Source organism: Enterobacter sp. BNK-34 (assembly GCF_048684445.1).
Taxonomy (GTDB): domain Bacteria; phylum Pseudomonadota; class Gammaproteobacteria; order Enterobacterales; family Enterobacteriaceae; genus Enterobacter; species Enterobacter pseudoroggenkampii.
The window spans coordinates 1,745,649-1,763,248 of the sequence record NZ_JBLQUA010000001.1 but is presented as its reverse complement, the minus strand read 5'-3'; the positions used below and the strand labels follow the sequence as shown (position 1 = coordinate 1,763,248).

General features: G+C 48.2%; 16 protein-coding genes. 8 read left to right on the top strand and 8 right to left on the bottom strand.

From position 1 onward, the window contains the following. Positions 1–33 precede the first annotated feature (33 nt). Positions 34–1,122: a cellulase family glycosylhydrolase gene (locus tag ACMGG5_RS08575; RefSeq protein WP_420277733.1), complete on the bottom strand. Its 1,089-nt coding sequence runs from the start codon at positions 1,120–1,122 to the stop codon at positions 34–36. Positions 1,123–1,307: 185 nt separating this feature from the next. On the opposite strand from ACMGG5_RS08575, the gene ACMGG5_RS08570 reads away from it, so the two are divergent. Further along, positions 1,308–2,315 (top strand): LacI family DNA-binding transcriptional regulator, encoded by a 1,008-nt coding sequence (locus ACMGG5_RS08570; protein ID WP_420277732.1) that lies wholly within the window; start codon positions 1,308–1,310, stop codon positions 2,313–2,315. On the opposite strand, the gene fosA is transcribed toward ACMGG5_RS08570, so the two are convergent. Further along, positions 2,301–2,726: a FosA/FosA2 family fosfomycin resistance glutathione transferase gene (gene fosA, locus ACMGG5_RS08565; protein WP_204624740.1), complete on the bottom strand. Its 426-nt coding sequence runs from the start codon at positions 2,724–2,726 to the stop codon at positions 2,301–2,303. The two genes, ACMGG5_RS08570 and fosA, sit on opposite strands and share 15 nt — an antisense overlap. Positions 2,727–2,925: 199 nt before the next feature. Between fosA and trpS the strand changes: the two genes are divergently transcribed. The 5 genes from trpS (at position 2,926) to ACMGG5_RS08540 (ending at position 6,095) form a co-directional block, all read left to right on the top strand. Further along, positions 2,926–3,930: a tryptophan--tRNA ligase gene (trpS, locus tag ACMGG5_RS08560; RefSeq protein ID WP_420277731.1), complete on the top strand. Its 1,005-nt coding sequence runs from the start codon at positions 2,926–2,928 to the stop codon at positions 3,928–3,930. 172 nt (positions 3,931–4,102) lie between these two features. Next, positions 4,103–4,786 carry a hypothetical protein gene (locus tag ACMGG5_RS08555; RefSeq protein ID WP_420277730.1) on the top strand — a complete coding sequence of 228 codons (684 nt, stop codon included), beginning with the start codon at positions 4,103–4,105 and terminating at the stop codon, positions 4,784–4,786. Next, positions 4,779–5,126, top strand: a complete 348-nt coding sequence (locus ACMGG5_RS08550) for a hypothetical protein (RefSeq protein WP_420277729.1) — start codon at positions 4,779–4,781, stop codon at positions 5,124–5,126. Before ACMGG5_RS08555 ends, ACMGG5_RS08550 begins: the two co-directional genes overlap by 8 nt. Positions 5,127–5,128: 2 nt before the next feature. Next, positions 5,129–5,608: an Hcp family type VI secretion system effector gene (locus ACMGG5_RS08545; RefSeq protein WP_420277728.1), complete on the top strand. Its 480-nt coding sequence runs from the start codon at positions 5,129–5,131 to the stop codon at positions 5,606–5,608. Between the two features lie 115 nt (positions 5,609–5,723). Next, complete coding sequence (locus ACMGG5_RS08540; protein WP_104949501.1) at positions 5,724–6,095, top strand: hypothetical protein; 372 nt, start codon at positions 5,724–5,726, stop codon at positions 6,093–6,095. Positions 6,096–6,169: 74 nt separating this feature from the next. Here the strand turns inward: ACMGG5_RS08540 and ACMGG5_RS08535 are convergent, their stop codons facing one another. Then, the gene (locus ACMGG5_RS08535; protein ID WP_420277727.1) at positions 6,170–6,643 is read right to left on the bottom strand and encodes a SymE family type I addiction module toxin; all 474 of its coding nucleotides are present in this window, start codon (positions 6,641–6,643) and stop codon (positions 6,170–6,172) included. 302 nt (positions 6,644–6,945) lie between these two features. Between ACMGG5_RS08535 and ACMGG5_RS08530 the strand changes: the two genes are divergently transcribed. Beyond that, on the top strand, positions 6,946–7,815 hold the full coding sequence (locus ACMGG5_RS08530) for a phosphorothioated DNA-binding restriction endonuclease (protein ID WP_420277726.1): 870 nt from the start codon (positions 6,946–6,948) through the stop codon (positions 7,813–7,815). 132 nt (positions 7,816–7,947) lie between these two features. Here the strand turns inward: ACMGG5_RS08530 and ACMGG5_RS08525 are convergent, their stop codons facing one another. Then, complete coding sequence (locus ACMGG5_RS08525) at positions 7,948–8,370, bottom strand: FosA7 family fosfomycin resistance glutathione transferase (protein WP_420277725.1); 423 nt, start codon at positions 8,368–8,370, stop codon at positions 7,948–7,950. A 280-nt stretch (positions 8,371–8,650) separates the two neighbouring features. Between ACMGG5_RS08525 and ACMGG5_RS08520 the strand changes: the two genes are divergently transcribed. Then, on the top strand, positions 8,651–9,991 hold the full coding sequence (locus ACMGG5_RS08520) for a hypothetical protein (protein ID WP_420277724.1): 1,341 nt from the start codon (positions 8,651–8,653) through the stop codon (positions 9,989–9,991). Positions 9,992–10,794: 803 nt separating this feature from the next. Here the strand turns inward: ACMGG5_RS08520 and ACMGG5_RS08515 are convergent. Genes ACMGG5_RS08515 through ACMGG5_RS08500 form a run of 4 tightly spaced genes read right to left on the bottom strand, consistent with a single transcriptional unit; the run spans position 10,795 to position 17,584 of the window. After that, a complete protein-coding gene (locus tag ACMGG5_RS08515; protein WP_420277723.1) occupies positions 10,795–13,896 on the bottom strand; it encodes a type III restriction-modification system endonuclease in 3,102 nt (1,033 codons plus the stop codon). Continuing rightward, positions 13,893–14,579: a DUF4276 family protein gene (locus ACMGG5_RS08510; protein WP_420277721.1), complete on the bottom strand. Its 687-nt coding sequence runs from the start codon at positions 14,577–14,579 to the stop codon at positions 13,893–13,895. The genes ACMGG5_RS08515 and ACMGG5_RS08510 overlap by 4 nt, the downstream gene beginning before the upstream one ends. After that, positions 14,572–15,678: an AAA family ATPase gene (locus ACMGG5_RS08505; RefSeq protein WP_420277720.1), complete on the bottom strand. Its 1,107-nt coding sequence runs from the start codon at positions 15,676–15,678 to the stop codon at positions 14,572–14,574. Before ACMGG5_RS08505 ends, ACMGG5_RS08510 begins: the two co-directional genes overlap by 8 nt. A gap of 10 nt (positions 15,679–15,688) precedes the next feature. Continuing rightward, entirely contained in the window at positions 15,689–17,584 is a 1,896-nt protein-coding gene (locus ACMGG5_RS08500) for a site-specific DNA-methyltransferase (protein WP_420277719.1), read from the bottom strand. Positions 17,585–17,600 lie beyond the last annotated feature (16 nt).

Sequence of the window (17,600 nt, the reverse complement as noted above, 5' to 3'; positions counted from 1 at the left end):
GTTGCCCGGCGGTGGTCCGCCGGGTCGATATTATTAGCCCTGAACTTTCGGGGCGATCTTGCGCAGTTGCTGCATCAGGGTGATTTCACGGCGTGAGAACGGAATGCCGTTCTCCTCGAACACGTCGTGGAACCAGAGGCGGCAGTAGTCCGTGGACTCCTTCATCACCACCGGCCACGGCAGCCACGTCTGGGTTTTGCCGCGCACCAGCCCCCACTGGTATGGCGCGACCTTCGCCGCGTACATCAGCGGGAGCTGCTCTTCGATGGTGCTGCCCACGTGGCGCGCCAGCCATTCGGTGCAGAACAGCGGTCGTCCGAGCTGTTGCAGCTGCTGAATAATCGCCGTCATGCGGCCAGTGTGGGTGTAGGCGTGGAAGCTCACCACGTCCGAGAGCGCCAGCGCGGTCTGGTCCAGCGGATGCTGGAAGAACGTCTCGCCCTCCTCTTCCGGCGGCAGGCGCCACGCGCAGACAGTGAGCGGCTGGGTTGGATCTTCTTCACGCACCCACTGGAATGCGAGCTTCATCAGCGCGTGGGCGCAGGTCTCCAGCTTCGCGTCGTACTGCACCTCCTGCGTGCCGGTCGCGAAAATGCCGCGGTTGCCCGGCTCGTTATAGAGATCCCACAGCAGCACGCGCCCATCCTCGCGGAACTGGCGGACAACGTCGCGGATATAGCGCTCAATGTCTGCCCAGCAGTCCGGATCGCACACCTTGTCGCGCCCCGGACTCGCCGCCGCCTGGCTGTTGTGCTTGCCCGGCACCGGCGGCTTTTGCGGGCCAAGGTACGGCTCGTCGCCGGAGAAGCCGCAGTCGTCCATCAGGGTCAGCATGGTGCTGAACCCGTGGCCGTTGGCAATCGTTAAAAAGCGGTCGATGCGCGCCATCAGCCCGTCGCGGTCATGCTCCCAGACGATAAACGGCAGGTTGATGCGCAGGGTGTTATAGCCCGCGTCCGCCGCCCAGCCCAGCTCGCGCTCGATGGTTTCGGCATCGAAGGTCTCTTCCTGCCAGATATCGGTCCAGTTCACCGCCGTCGACGGCAGATAGTTAAATCCGCACAGCCAGCCCTTCTGCTGATACCACGCCTGTGCCTGCTCCCTGCTCCACTGCTCTTTCATTACGCGTCCTCTTACTGATAATATTTAGCTAATAAATATTAGTTGCGGGATAAATGCGCAAATCACGGCGTTGAGAAAAGCGATGCCCCTCACAAAGTTCACGCTTCGATGAACGAGAAACGTGATCGACGGCGCTAAAGCGTGCGGTTAGGGTATGATGCGAATTCGCGAAAGGGAGAGGACGGATGAAGCGAAAAACGAAAGTGACGATGAACGATATTGCGCGGGCGGCAGGGGTGTCGCAGGCGACGGTATCGCTGGTACTTAACCAGTCCCGCAACATCAAGCTCAGCGACGACACCCGCCAGCGGGTGATTGGCGTCGCCACCGAGCTAGGCTACGACCGCCTCCCCGCCGTACACGCCCCGCGCAACCAGGAAGAGATCGCCCTGCTGGTCAGCTCCATGCAGAGCTTCGACCCGTTTATCGACGCCATCAGCCAGGCACGGGAAGCGGCGTGGCGCAACGAAACCCTGCTCACCGTCTACGACTACGGCGACGACATCGAGCTGGCGCTGAACATCATCCGCCAGCTGGAGAAGCGCAACTGCATCGGGATTGTCCTCGCCTCACCGGTCACCACGCTGGTGGACATGACGGCGTTCCAGGACTGCACCCGCATCCCGCTGGTGCTGCTCAACCAGCGTGACCCCGGCTCGCCGCTGCTGCCGTCGTTTATCCCGGACGACTACGCCAACGCCTTCCAGGTGACTAAACACCTCATCGCCTGCGGGGCCACGCGCATCGCCCACATCACCGGCGAGAGCTGGATGGAGGCCTCGCGCCAGCGTCTGGCGGGCTACCAGGCCGCGCTGCAGCAGGCCGGACTCGCGTGCGACGACGGCCTGGTGCGCCAGACCAACTGGCAGTTCAGCGAGTCCTTTACCGCCACGACTTCTCTGCTGGCGCTGGCCGAGCGCCCGGACGCCATCTTCTGCGCCAGCGACTGGCTGGCGATTGGCTGCTATCAGGCGCTGGCGGTGAACGGTGTGCGCATCCCGCAGGATATGCTGCTGGCGGGCTACGACGACCAGAAGATTTCCGAACAGCTCACCCCGCCGCTGACCAGTATCCAGCTGCCCTATAGCGAGCTGGGACGGCTGGCGGTGGAGTACCTGTGCAATCAGGAAGATGCCGCCACGCACGTGACGCTGGCGGGCAGGCTGAAGGTACGCGCCTCAAGCCTCGTCTGAGGTAAACACCATGCCCGCATAGGGCTTCTCGCGACACGCCGCCAGCCGCGCGGCGAGGCTGCCCACGTGCAGCTCCAGCTTGTGCCCGTCCGGGTCGAGAAAATAGAACGACGCCCCCTCGCTTTTGTTCTGCTTCCAGACGGTGACGCCCGCCTGCTCAAGTTTTTGCGAGAACGGTTCAAAATCCTCTTCCGCCACGGTAAACGCGTAGTGGGTGTAGTCGCTCTCCTGCGGCGGCACGTACTGGCGCGCCTCGTCGTACGACAGGCAGACCCACAGATCGCCGCAGGTGAGATACGCCCCGGTATTCCAGCGGGCATGCAGGGTCAGCCCCAGCAGCGCGTGCCAGAAGGTGACGCTTTTTTGCAGGTCGCTGACCGCGAGGGTCAGATGATTGAGTGATTGCAGCATGACGTGCCCTTTTGTTTTTCGCGCCGGACGTGGTACGGTAAAGAGATGAACATAAACCACGCCGTGCTCACCGTAAACCGCTGGTGGCTGCCTTCTTAAAGGCGGCACGGAGTAGTTTTTCCCATTTTCAGATAGCCGCCGAAAGGCGGCTTTCTCACATCTCAGACCCCTTTCGGCATTACAACGTTAAGGAGTCTTTATGAACGCACCAACCATCCTCACCGGCGACCGCCCAACCGGCCCGCTGCACCTTGGCCACTTCGTCGGATCGCTGCGCCAGCGCGTGGCGCTCCAGCAGACGCACAACCAGTTTGTGTCGATTGCCGACCTGCAGGGGCTGACCGACAACGGCAGTAACCCGCAAAAAATCCGCGACAACATCCCCGAAGTGCTGGCCGACTACCTCGCCGCCGGCATCGACCCGAACCTGACCACCATCTGCCTGCAGTCCGCCCTGCCCGCCCTCGCCGAGCTGACGATGCTGTATATGAACATCGTCACCGTCGCCCGCGTGGAGCGTAACCCGACGGTGAAAAACGAGATTGCGCAGAAGGGCTTTGCCCGCTCGCTGCCGGTCGGGTTTATGGCCTACCCCATCAGCCAGGCGGCGGACATCACCGCGTTTAAGGCCGAGTGCGTGCCCGTCGGCGACGACCAGCTGCCGATGATTGAGCAGACCAACGAGATTGTGCACAAGATGAACAGCCTGCTGCCCGCCCCGGTGCTGCGCCACTGCAAGGCGATGCTGAGCGACACTAGCCGCCTGCCCGGCATCGACGGCAGCGCCAAGATGTCGAAATCGCTGGGCAACACGCTGCACCTTTCGGCTAGCGAAGAAACGATTCACCGTGCGGTCAGCGCCATGTACACCGACCCGAACCACCTGAAGGTGAGCGACCCGGGGCAGATTGAGGGAAACGTGGTGTTTACGTATCTCGACGCGTTTCATCCGGACAAGGGCAAGGTGGCGGCGATGAAGGCGCACTATCAGGCAGGCGGGCTGGGCGACCGGGTTTGTAAGAACGAGCTGGAGGCGTGTTTGCAGGAGCTGATTGCGCCGATGCGGGAGCGGAGGGCGATGTATATGCGGGATAAGGGGGAACTGATGGCGATGCTGAAGCGCGGGACCGAACGGGCGCAAGGGGTGACACAGGAGACGTTGAGGGAGGTGAAGGTGGGGCTGGGGGTGCCGGTGTTTAGTTAAAGTCGATTTAGCGGTGGAATGCGGGGAAATGGCATGAAGCCGCTGATTATCTCATTAAAGATAAAATTCATACCTATAACAATTCTTAATTTCTTGTTTAGACAAAATAAATTGCTTCAGTCACATTAATATTACATTGATAAATCCTTTATTGCGCATTTAAAGGATTATTATGGCCGATGTAGAAGATATAGCTCGGAGATTATGCGACATAATAGCTTCTCCTGATACAGTTACTGGGCTTATAAATGGAGGACTATCTGTACCGCTAGATTATGGATATCTGGTTTATGGTATCTTTGACACGGATACCAGGTATGCTCGTGAAACTCAACGAATACGAATGCTCACTGCCATAAAAAACGACATTTTGAATTACGAGAACATTGTCAATGCAGTTAAAGCCATATTCGAAGCGTTCAACAGATATTTAACTGAGGCGGAGCAGGATAAAATATACAGATCTGTAATGACTTCAATCGCAGGTAGAGTATCAACCAATATTATTGCATCTACTATCGCGAAACATGTTATTGAAAGAACGTCCTTCACGTTTGTTGTTTTCAAAGGGAAAAATAACCCAATCACAGCACTGAGCACACTCCTTTTGTTTGGGGGAATGGCTGAACGTTCAATCAGAACATCTGACAGACTCAAAGCCGAAGCCCCAGAGGTATATCAACTTCTGAGACCAAGAGACTATGACTTACTTTATTTTCTGTTCGCTGATGCCGTCCAGCCTTTCGTAGATGCTATCCATGCAGGTTATTCAGAAGGAAAGCCTGTATTTAATCAGATCATGAAGAAAGTTAATGAAAAACTAACTGCATACACTACGGCAGGCGCGTATGAGTAAGTTTATCATCCCCATTATAAACCTGCTTCTTTGCTCATATTTAGTTTTAGCCTATATCCTTAGCTGGGTTGAATTCGAAACCTGGAATGATAAAACAATCGCCTTTTGCATCATTACCCTAAGCGCTTACATTATTTCATTAGTAATGAATAAATTACTGCCAGGAATGATAGGTATTTTTGGCGGGATCCTGGATGTGTTATCAGGTCCCTTACTGATCATCGGTGCATTTGCTTGTATAGCTGTCCTTGATCCATGGCCGCTGAAAATTATTGGCTTATTCATATGGGTCGTGGCGATGTTGCACCTACCTTCTTTTGTAAATATAGATGAGGAATAATTATGTCAAATCCAGCGTATCTTTGGTTAACCGATGCTAATGGCTCACCCGTCGTAGGAGGCTCCATGGTGTCCGGTAGGTTAGGCGCTATTGAATTAAAGGCGGTCGCTCATCATCTCACCATTCCAGTGAGTGAAAGTACAGGCCGATTAACAGGTACTCGTGTACATACACCGATTGCCGTTCAGAAAGAGTTTGATAAAACAACACCCGTTCTCTTCAGGGCACTGTGTGAAAATCAAACACTAAAATCGGCTACGATAAAAATGTATCAAATTGATGATGCAGGAATAGAGAGAGAATATTTCAACATTATCCTGGAGAATGTGAAAATCACGGGTATCACGCCAAATCTGTTCCCTGGTTCTGGAACAGGAACGCATACAGAGACAATCGAGCTAAGATATGAGGCAATCACCTGGAAACACTGTGACGGGAATATCGTTTACAGAGATGCCTGGAATCATATGGCGATAGCCTGAACGGACTTTAAAATTTCTCGGGCCGGGGTAACGTTGCGCTTGTCGGTCCGACCAAGCGGAGCGCCGCCGGGAAGCGCTGGCGATTATTTCTAGCGCGTTAAAGGAGAGCATCATTATGGAACCCACACTCTCTCAAGTCATTGAGGTTGTTCGAAACTCCTCAGGTGAGCATCGTAAACCTATCGATAGCAATACGTTGATTGAGGCCGATTTGCATATTTGCGGTATCGACGGCGAAGACCTACTGGAAGACTGCGAAGAAGCGTTTGGCGTTAAACTTGCCACGGAAGAAGATGGCTACAGGAAAACGTTCTCTCTCGCAGAGAATGAGTATCTGTTTACGGGTGAAGGCATAGACTTTTTTGGCATCTGTCGGTTTATCCGCTGGATACGTGGCATACCCGAACCTGTTATATGTGATTTAACCGTCGGCAAACTTCACGCTGCGCTGGTTAAGGCGGTGAAAGAGCAGGTTAAGCACGATTGATTTTTACTTAAAACGGGCATGAGATGACATGCCCGTTTTATTGCTTCAAGCGTTACATTAGATGGGAAGCACAGTTACTCCGACATCGCCTGCCCTGTTCCACGCTTAACAGCCGGTATATCGCCTGTATCATTCAGCGCTCCCGGAAACGTCTTCAACCACTGCGCCACTTTCTTTTTATTTATATTCACCACGCTCATACCTTCCAGGCATCCCCATAATTCTCTTGTATGTTGTGGCGTAATCACAATACAGTCTTTCATGGCGCGGATTTTTACGGGCATGCCGTCGATAAAGCCCGCACGGGTTAACCACTCGCCGCCCAGCAGAAGGTATTTCATATCTATGCGGGCATAGAGTTCACAGCAGGCGGCACTGTCCTGCGGCGTCTCCGCGCGGGGATGGACGGTCGCCGCGTTGAGCTGGTTGCCGTGTAAACGGCGGGCGCTGTTTTTGCGCACCAGCTCGCGGTTTTCAATCATGCCGGTGAAAGCGTCTGATTCTGTTTTGCAAACAGTAAACTCTGGCTTAAAATTTGTCGCAGCCATATACAACTCCTATCAAGTTGGTTGTGGTTAGCGGTATGGGGGTGTTGCAGCACCTTCATATCGCGAATTCTCTCGTTAAATATTCTTCGATACTTCCTTTCGCCGGTTGGCGTAAATTCTGGTGTTCATTATACAGGGCTGAATATAAATACAGCGGTTTGGTGTGGGGTAAATTTGGAATTTGCGAGGGGGATTCAGAAAATAGAGTTCTGTGCGGTAATGTCATGTTTTTGTTAGTTGCGGGTTGATTGGTCTGGGTTTTGCGAGCATCATCGCAATTATTTACCTTCTTCCGTAACGCGATGGCTTCCAGCAAAACTCTCGAACAGGCAATTGCCGATATCACCATCTGGCGCAAAGGCGAACAACGTGCGCCGCATAAGCCTTTATTGCTTCTGTACGTGCTGGCGAAGTATCAGCAGGGGCATGCGAGACTGTTTGATTACGGTACAGAAGTCCACGAGCAGCTGCTTAGCCTATTAGAACGCTTTGGCCCACAGCGGAAGGCGCATTACCCGAATATGCCTTTCTGGCGGCTTAAGGGGGATGGATTTTGGGATCTGAAGAATACTGAGTTCTGTTCGACCATTGGCAGTAAGCAACCGCCTGTTAAAGAACTTATGGAACATAACGTCGCAGGCGGGTTTGATGAAGAACACTTTGCGCTGCTAAGTAAGAACAAAAACCTGATCGGCTCGCTGGCGCAGCAGATCCTTGAAGCGCACTTTCCTGAAAGCATTCAGGAAGAGATCGCGGATGAGATGGGTTTTGATATCCAGCAGATCCGTAAGGTTCGAGATCCGCTGTTCCGCCAGCAGGTGCTGCGAGCTTATAACTATGAGTGTGCAATCTGCGGGTTTAACATGCGACATGATAACGCCTCTGTTGGACTTGAAGCCGCGCATATCAAGTGGAAGCAGTTTGGCGGACCGTGTGAGATCCCGAACGGGCTGGCGCTGTGTGCGATTCATCATAAGGCGTTTGATAAGGGAGCGATTGGGCTGGATGGGAGTTTGAGGGTGCTGGTATCTGAGGCGGTGAATGGGGGCGGGATTGTTGGACGGCTTTTCTGGGATTTTGCCGGGAAGCAGATTGCGTTGCCAATGGTAAAAGGGAATAATCCAAGGGAGGGGTTTGTGGAGTGGCATCGGAGGGAGGTGTTTAGAGAATGAGTGCGAAGGCCGGACTCGCCTTTTCGTTTAATTTATTGATAATTAATGGGTTATGAGATTTTAGTTTGGAGATTTGCCCCCAAAATGGGACATAAAATTGAATACTGCGTGGAAGATCACAAAGTAGCGTAATTATTCTCTAGGACCGAAACGCATTCCAGAGTAAGGCTTCTCACGGCATTGCGCCAGTCGAGATGCTAAATCTCCCACATGCAGCTCCAGCTTGTGACCATCCGGGTCAAGAAAATAGAAAGATTGCCCTTCGCTTTTATTGTCTTTCCAGACCGGCACTCCCGCCTGTTTCAGCTTATACGAGAACGGTTCAAAATCTTCTGGCGCGATGCTGAATGCATAGTGGGTGTAGTCGCTTTCCTGCGGGGCTACGTAGTTACGGGATACGTCGTAAGAAAGACAGATCCAAAGGTCACCACAGGTAAGATAAGCACCAGTATCCCACTCAGCATGAAGCTGCAACCCCAGCAAATCGCGCCAGAATGTCAGGCTAGTTTGCAAATTACTGACAGCAAGCGTTAAGTGGTTCAGAGATTGAAGCATAGGGATACCTATAAATTATCATGCCTTAACAGGGAATAATTTATCTCAAAAACATTAAAAATTGAGATAGTTTTAAGTGGTGATCTATACTATCTCAAACTCATAAAATTTTGAGATAGCGACATGCCAATCAAAAGACCACCGGTACTTATTCCATTTTCCCAACTCACCGGAGCGGATCTGGAAACTCACCAACACTACAGCCGCGTGACAGACGATAAAGGTCATAGAGTCTAGCGCAAGGAGATATGCGCCAAGCGCAAAGAGGAGCACTTATAAAGTGAAATTCGAAAATGAAATCAATACCGTCTTAAAAGATATATTTGGGATTGATCATAACGTGGATTTTATTCACTTCGAAGTAATATATAAAGATGACGATCCGGAAAAATATTCTTCAGTGAAAGATTGCTATAAAGACAATCTTCTCAATCACGATGAGCGCGAAAGGCTAGCTAGGGAGCTTTATATTGGGGAGGACTTTATTTTGCACGCAACTGTAGTCTTTCCATTATCGGAAGTTCAGGGGTTAGAGAGTAAAAGTTTATTTTATTATCCTATTTGTACGCGTGAAGAGATACAAAGAATAGAGTGTATTTCGAGCGCTGATGATTATCTTTTAGCCTTACGAGCTAAAAGCGTCGCTTATTGCCCAAGGCTCACCAGAGTATTTTTACACAGGAGAAATAAAAATATTCAAAATTGGTCACTCTCTTCATATTATCAATCAATCGACTTTGAGGATTACATCGATAGACTACCCGATGAAATGGCAAAAATCAGTCAAGGTATAGCGGCTGGCTATGCTTTGTCTAGGGAGCCTCATGGTGTATGCATTAGCAACGAGCATGGCAAAATTATTGTTGTGTCTGAGGCGCTAAAACATTTCCTATTTTATATGAATGCTCATTTCAAGGGGGTCGCTGAAGAGCTGGATCACAAGGATACAGACGCGTGTCTTTTTATCGCTTGTCGAACGATGCTACTCACCGAAACTCAAGATTTTGACCTCGACCCTAGAGGCGATCTACCAGACAATGTAAAGCGGCACTGTACTAAAATTGTGAACGATCAGCTGGCTTTTATAATCGGACATGAGTATGCACACGCATTACTTGGTCACTTTGGCGAGGACGCAAATCTTACCTCACATTCCGAGTTACTGATGATTCGAGATGGCCTTGGCCGAGCAGAAAAGTATTTTACACCAAGACAGCATCAGGAATTTGATGCCGATGCAGGTTCAATTCTTCATGCTGATTACGATGACGAAGAGTGTGCTGACGTATTGAATGGTGCAGTTCTTTTCTTTCTGTACATTGATATATTTTATGCAATTTCAAATTATATCAACCCGCCATTTAATGCCTCTAGAACGCATCCTGACCCTATAGAAAGGCTTTGGGCTTTGAGGGCTGCTGTTTTGAAGGCTAGGACTGTCGATGTTGAAAGACTCTATACAGATCAAGACGTCAAGGACTGGATTAAGAGTATGCAGGGGCTCAAAGACCATTTTGTAAATGAGTTACTTCCGTACGGCATTGAGTATTTTGAGACATATGGATCGGTGTATCTTCCTTCCTACCGACAATCCGAGTTGTTGGATAGACTAGACTTTTGATTGCATCATTTCTGCCTTTTCAGCGAGGCCCCACTCTTGGGACTGCATGCATCCCAGTGACTGACCAAGCACGGGGCTTGTTGGTTGGGGACTTGTCTTGCCAGACTGGTACTCCCCTGTAAATATTTTCCGGAATAGTTGCCCTACATCCCTACCCACCACAAAAAATCATCACGTCATCTACAATGACGCGGCCTGCTGCTATTAAGACTTCTGTTTTTATACCCCTACTTATCCCGACCAAAGCAGCGAATCTTAGTAAGCGTACAGCGAGAACCGTAAGCAGGTTATCAATAACGTCATGTTGCCAGGCCAGAGCAGCAACACAGTCCTTTCTTCGAGGACCAACTTGACCAGTTCCATTTTAAATTCAGGAGAATAGCATTTCGCTCTTTGGCGCGCACGAGGTGCCCACCTGCAAAATAAGTGGGTGCTTAAGTTACAAGATCCTATATTCGGGACCAGACGGTACTGAGAGATAACGCTTACAACCTAACGATACTGGGACCAGAATCACAAGCGACAGTGGCTTTACGCTTACGCTATCTCCGCTTTTTAATTCATTAAAAATAAATACCAGCCTTCATAAAAGGTAACATTTACTAAGCTCTATAGGGGAGCTAAAACTCTTAAAAATAGGCTCCTGCCAATCCTGTGAGATTTAAATCCAAAGAAAATAAAGCAGAACCAATTGATGGCCACGTCCACAGGACGAGGTTTCAGTTTGTAATAAAAAAACAATCATGCTTAAAATAAAAACAAGGACTAACCTCATTACAGTGGTTAGCCCGTTATTGATTTAACTAACGCACGATATTCATCAAACTATTAAAATTATCCACCACATTGTAAGTTACATTTTTTGCAACCAACTCTGCGTTTAATTGTTCAAAGAAGCGTCTGGCACATTCAATTTTTGCCTCTTCCATTCCCTTAAGTTGAAGCGATGACATTGATCCTTTTGTTTCAGCCACAAAGTAAACATGCTTTACTGCTTCTTCTTCAAATGCAATTGCCCAGTCGGGATTATAGTTACCAACTGGAGTGGGAATGAAGAAACCTTTTGGTAATTTGGCATAAACCGTGACTTCTTTAGCCAACTCCAACCCACCTTGCTCAACAGACTTTGGATCACCGTAGACAAATTTACGCTCGATCTCAGAATCTGTAACCAAGTAATCATAAATATGTTTTTTCAACGGCTGACCAGCATGGGTAAAATCCTGCTTAATTTGCCCGGCAGTAAAAATACTTGCATCAAATTTATCCTCCAGAAGATGGTAAGTCAGATGCTCTATCACCATCGTTGCCTTTTGCTCATTAATAAGCTGAGCTGCCTTACTAATAAAATCCTCTGGATTATGTTTGAATTGTTCAAATACAGCAGGTTGGATTCCCCTGAGAATTGCAGCCACAGTGCTACGTTTAAGGCGAGTAGGCTCACCAATTTTACCCAGTAAATCATATTTTACACGCGAGTGAATAGAAGCATTATATTCTTCACGTGCGGTTTCACGGGCAACAAAACCTTGGCCAGTTTTCAGTTGTTCCCAAGTAGCATCGTCTACCTGTTCGCCACGAACAATATTAAAGTGTAGTTTTTCTACACGTAGCTGTGAATCAAGAGCTTTAGTTGCCTTGCTAATGAGTTCATCCGTATCGAACTCAACCTGATAAATGGCTTTATGGTTGATCCTAGCCCACAATTCCTGAAATGCTTTCTTTTCAAAATTAACATTGAGTGGATTAGTCTTACCTTTACGATCGTTGTCCAGTGGCGGTAGATTACCATCACTATACACCCCATCAATAAGACCAACTATCTGCTCAAAGTATGGTTGAAGATCGTCAGGCAAAGGTGCAATTACACCTGTTTTTTTGGCCTGAAGCCACGTTTCAGTAATATTATCCCGATCGTCCGTATAATCATGCTTTACCAGGTATCGATAAATTTTCTTCGCCAAGTCATCACCAACCCTGATATCACCCTGTTCTGTATGCAGTATTTTTCCAATAAAGTATTTCTCATCAGCCTTACGCGGTCTGGCAGACAGAGACTCGCTAATATCTTTTTGCAACGCGGTGACAAAGTCTTTATAGCTCTCGCTCGCCACAACCGTTAATCGATTAATATCATGCACTGTCAGCGGATCGTCCATCCGATCGCCCAACTGATTAACCGCCAGACGCAATCCTCGTCCAACTTCCTGACGACGCGAGATGGTGTTGTCACTGTGTTTAAGCGTACAGATAACAAATACATTCGGGTTATCCCAGCCTTCACGCAGCGCGGAGTGAGAGAAGATAAAGCGGGTAGGTTCATCGAAACTAAGTAGTTTCTCTTTAGCCTTCAGGATCAAGTCGTAGGCGTCTACATCATCGGCTTCCGTCGCTTTTTTACCTAATACAGGATCAATCAGGCGCTTAGACTTCTTATCAATGGAGAAATAGCCATTATGGGTTTTTTCTACCGGGATTCCATTCAAGTAAAGCTGGTAATCTGGCGTCAGTAGATCAGCCTGTAACTCAAGTTCACGAAGATATTCCTCTTCGAAGATCCGGGCGTACTCACCTTTGTCATCAAGTGCACTATAGTCGCGATATTTAACAACTTCATCAATAAAGAACAGACTCAATACTTTGATACCTAACGGGAACAGTTGGCGCTCTTTTTCAAAGTGAGCTTTCACTGCTTCCCGTATTTGCATTCGGCGCAGTGCCTCCTCGCTGACATCACCACTGGCATCGCCTGCCGTCAACTCAACTCCGTTAGTAAAACTGATCGTATCAGTATTGGCATTAATGTCAGAAACGACAAAGCCCTGATATTGCTCTAAACCATTTGACTGTTCAAATAGGTTGTAGCCTTTACCTACCTTACGCACATCACGCTTTATCGCACCGCTGGCGAGTTTAATCTCAAATTCCAGTCGAGCCACAGGCGGCTTACTGGCAGATATTTCAATATTTTCCAGATAAAGGTAGGCATTAGTCCCCGCCAGCCCTCGCGTAGTAATTCCGCGTACTGCAATTTTTTTGACCAGCTTCTGGTTATAAGCATCCAGCGCATCAAGGCGGAATACTTTGTTATGCTCGGTTTTATGAGTGGCCGAGTAACGCAAAATAAAAAGAGGGTTGAATTCGGCAAAAGAATCCAGTGTTTTAGCACCTTCCATCTTTTGCGGTTCATCCAGGATCATGATTGGGCGGTTAGCCTTGATCACGTCTATTGGACGACGGGTCTGAAAGTCATCTAACTCTTCATAAATGCGACGAGCATCAGCACCACGCGCGTTAAAGGCCTGCACGTTGATGACCATGATGTTAATACCACCATCAGAAGAGAAGCTTTCTAGCTGATGCAGCTCTTTCGAGTTATATATGAAGAAACGAGCCTGACGGTGATAATCCTCAAGAAAATGCTCAGCCGTAATTTGCAAAGACTTATAAACACCTTCTCGGATGGCGATGCTCGGCACCACAATAATAAACTTACTCCAGCCGTAATGTTTATTGAGCTCAAAAATGGTTTTCACATAGCAATATGTCTTACCAGTACCCGTTTCCATCTCAATATCAAGATTGAGTTTGGCTCCTGGATGATATTTGGTCTGCTTATTGCCATTCGCATCCCGGTAATAATCTAGCGCCGTTGACAGTTGCAGGTTTTGACGCGCCTGTACCGCCTGAATATTGGTCAGTAACTGCGACTCACTTAGCTGAATATCGGCGTTTTTGAACCCAGCTTCAACATAGGTTGTTGAGCCTGAGCGACCTTGAGCAGATGTACCAGGGTCGATTCTGTAGCGACGAGCAGCCTCATCGGGTAACTGGCCCTTAAAGCAGTCGATAACCGCCTGAACTGAGTCCGCCTGATATGCCTGATGTTTAAATTTTAATTTCATGCTGGTTCCACCATCAGTGCTTCAAACTGCGCAATCCACGCATCAAATAGCGGGCACTGTTCTCTCATTCTGGTAATTCCAATCCGCTTTGCTATCGCAATGCCTTGTGTCGTTTTGGCAAATTTCCCTTCCGGCGTCCATCGGTTTAACCGCTTGGATGGCGCGGTTTCACGGCCATTATTTATCGCTTCGGGCTCGCCGCACTCAGCAACAACAGCCTCTACATCAGCCACAGATATACTGAGTTCTTCGGCCAAGATTGTACTGTCACTAAACAACAAGGCTTCAAACTCATGAAGCGCGATAAAGGGGATAAAACGTCGCGCGGACTGCTGTTCAGCAAACAGGTTATTGACCTCATTCATCACTGCAACATTCAAATGCGCAGCGATCTGCGCTGGTGTTCGCTGAGCAGGTAACGAATCCATCCCCGGCCATTCCGTCACGCCATAATAATCGACCAACGTCGTGACATAGGTGTCAGCACGTTGCTTAAGATGAAGACCAATATCCCGGCTCACCCGACTGAAACGCACATCTCCTCCTTTCTGACCAGGTTTACTCACCTGGGTGGCTGCCATAAAAATCATCTTATTTGCCAGATAAGGGGTCAGCACCTGTTCAACAAAAAGCTGTTCGGTCTTACCTTCGACAATGACCAATACGTTGATGTAGTCACTCATAACGAGGGCCCCCGGCGATGACATTCTTGGTCCAGAGCTCTCCTACGGAGTAACTTTCCAGCCACTGCGCATAGTCGGACTCGTCCAGCCGGGTAAACGTCGATGCGCCATCCTTGCGGTTCACCACCACAATATCCTCGATAGCAAATTGGTCTATAAGCGCCGGCGATTGAGTAGCAACAATCACCTGAGTACGCTGCGCCGCTTGCTGAATTAACTCCGCCAGAATAACGATAGCCGCCGGGTGAAGCCCCAGTTCCGGCTCATCAATAATGATTGTGGATGGCGGTTTAGGCTGTAGAAGCGCTGTCGCAAGGCAGATAAAGCGGATTGAACCGTCTGAGAGATGGTAGGGCTGCATCGGGTAGTCAGACCCTTTTTGTCTCCAGCTCAGGTTGACGTCTTCTTTGGTCCCCTGATTTCTTGGCTTAAGAATAAAATCATCAAAGAACGGCGTGACCAGCCGCACCGCATCAATAATTGCTTTATATTGATGTGGATGATCTTTCTGTAGATTCATCAGGAAAGGTGCAAGGTTGGCCGCATCTGTCCGCAGTACTTCACAGTCCTGAACGATCTCGTAATTACGCATCGCCGCGGTAGCACTGGTGTCATGAAAATGATAGATCCGCCACGAAGTGATAGCCCCATAGACGGGTTTTGAATATGCTGCATCAGGTTTATTTTCCAAAACCTCCATCGCCAGCAGGGATTTGCCATCATCGCTATCCCCTAATTCCCACCATCCGGTTGTTCCCCCCGAGTAGTAGCGTCCTTCATTTTCGATGGCGCAACCGTCTGCCGGAGTCGGTACTAGCGTAAAGCGATAACCACGAGAACCAAAGTGGGTTTCAAAAAACATTTTCTGAGTGATTTTACGCCCTTGAAACAGCAAATCTCCAGCGCCGCCACTGTCTCTCACGTAGCGATTTAAATTGCCCTCAATAAGCGCATGTAGCATTCTGAAGAAAGAGATAAAATTACTTTTACCCGCCCCATTGGCCCCGACAATGACGTTTAGTTTCTTAAGCTTGAAGTCATTGAGCTCACGAATTGACTTAAAGCCCTGAATAGTCAATTTATCTAATGCAGTCCCCATATCGGTCTCCTTAGATAGTTTTTACGTCGGTGGTAGCACTGAGCTGTTTAAGCAACTGTTCGGCATTGGTTTTTGCTGCATCAGATGCGAAGCCAGCATCACGGAATACCAGCCGCAGCGGGCTGAATGCAGCAAGCTGCTTGATAAAATCTTCATCAATTCCGCCCGTTTTATCGAAGCAAGCTACCAGTGCTCCATGGCTGTTATCCGGTTGGGCATCGACAAAAAAGACTTTTTTGTCGGCAATAGTTTCACGGTGGATCGGCAAAGTCAGATCGACGCCCCAGTCAAGCATAACCTGGAACAGTAGATCTTCTTCGGTGCGATCATGCCTTATGTTTTCTACATGTAAAAACAGATCTCGTTGAGAGATCGATGCTGGATCATAATAGACATCATCCATGTTAGACGAATCAACCTTTAATACTCTAAAACCAACATCTTTATTCCATGCTTGGATTGAATCATCAAGACTTAAAATTCCACCAACCTTCCTAATACGTTCTTTAGTTATTTCAGAAACAGATTTATATCCAAGCTTGAAAGCGTTAGATTTTTCATTACAAGTTTCAGGAAGTTGAACTAAAATAAATCTACGCTGACCGCCATCTTGTTGATTTTGTTTTAAAACAGCATGAGCCGTTGTTCCTGAACCAGCGAAGAAATCTAATATAATACTATCTTTCCCTGATGCAATATCTAACATTCTTTTAATCAGACGAGTGGGTTTTGGCGTGTCAAAAGGACTTTTACCTCCGAAAATATTCTGTAATTCTTTTTTACTTTCATCAGTATGGCCAACTTCTGAAAATGGCCACCAAGCCGAAGCAACTCGACCTTGTTTAACTTCTGATAAAAAACGTTTTGCTGATGGTCGACTTTTCCCATCTTTACCAAACCAAATTCGATTATCAGCAATCATTTTCATAATTTCATTTTTAGGATGGCGCCAGCTTGCCCCATCAGGGGGATAAAACTCCTCTCCCGTTGTTGGTGAAACAATAGGATAATAATCTCTTTCTCTATATTCATTCCTAGTCAAATTATCAGATCGCCAACGCCCTCGTGGGTCGTTATCTAAATTTTTATATACCGAGTCTTGTTCTTGAGTCCTAGGTAATAAATTAGGAATGAATAAATCCGATTTTTGATATACAATGATATGATCATGCATAGGCGGAATACCTTTTGCATCACTGGAAACAGAGTATCTTTTTTGCCAAATTACATTGGCAATAAAATTCTCTGCACCAAAAACTTCATCGCACATTTTTCTTAAATTAGCGACTTCGCCATCATCTATGCTGATAAAGATAACACCATCCTCAGAGATCAAGTTTCTCGCAAGTTTTAAACGCGAATAAAGCATACTCATCCAATCGGAATGATAGCGGCCATTTGACTCAAGGTTCACGACTAATCTATTTCCATACTCATCCTTTTGCCCGGAACGTTTGATATAACTATCAACTTCCTCAGCAAAATCATCCTCATAAATAAAATCATTTCCCGTATTATAAGGAGGATCAATATAGATCATCTTTACCTTGCCAAGATAAGTCTCCTGCAAAAGTTTCAGCGCATCAAGATTATCCCCTTCAATAAACAGGTTTCGGGTTGTATCAAAGTTTACGCTCTCTTCACGACAGGGGCGCAGAGTCTTAGCAATAGGTGCATTGGCTGTCAGTAACGCCTCACGCTTACCCGGCCAGTTAAGCTGATAACGCTCCTGCGGCCCATCGACAATATGGCGCGACAACTCCTGCTTAAGCAGGTCAAAGTCGATAGCTTGCTTCAGCTTGCCATTCTCATCTTTAGACTCTGTTACGCAGTTGGGGAACAGCGCCGCCAGCTTGTCGATATTCTGTTCTACCAGATTAGGGCTGTGCATTTTCAGCTTATCCATAAATATTCCCGTAAAA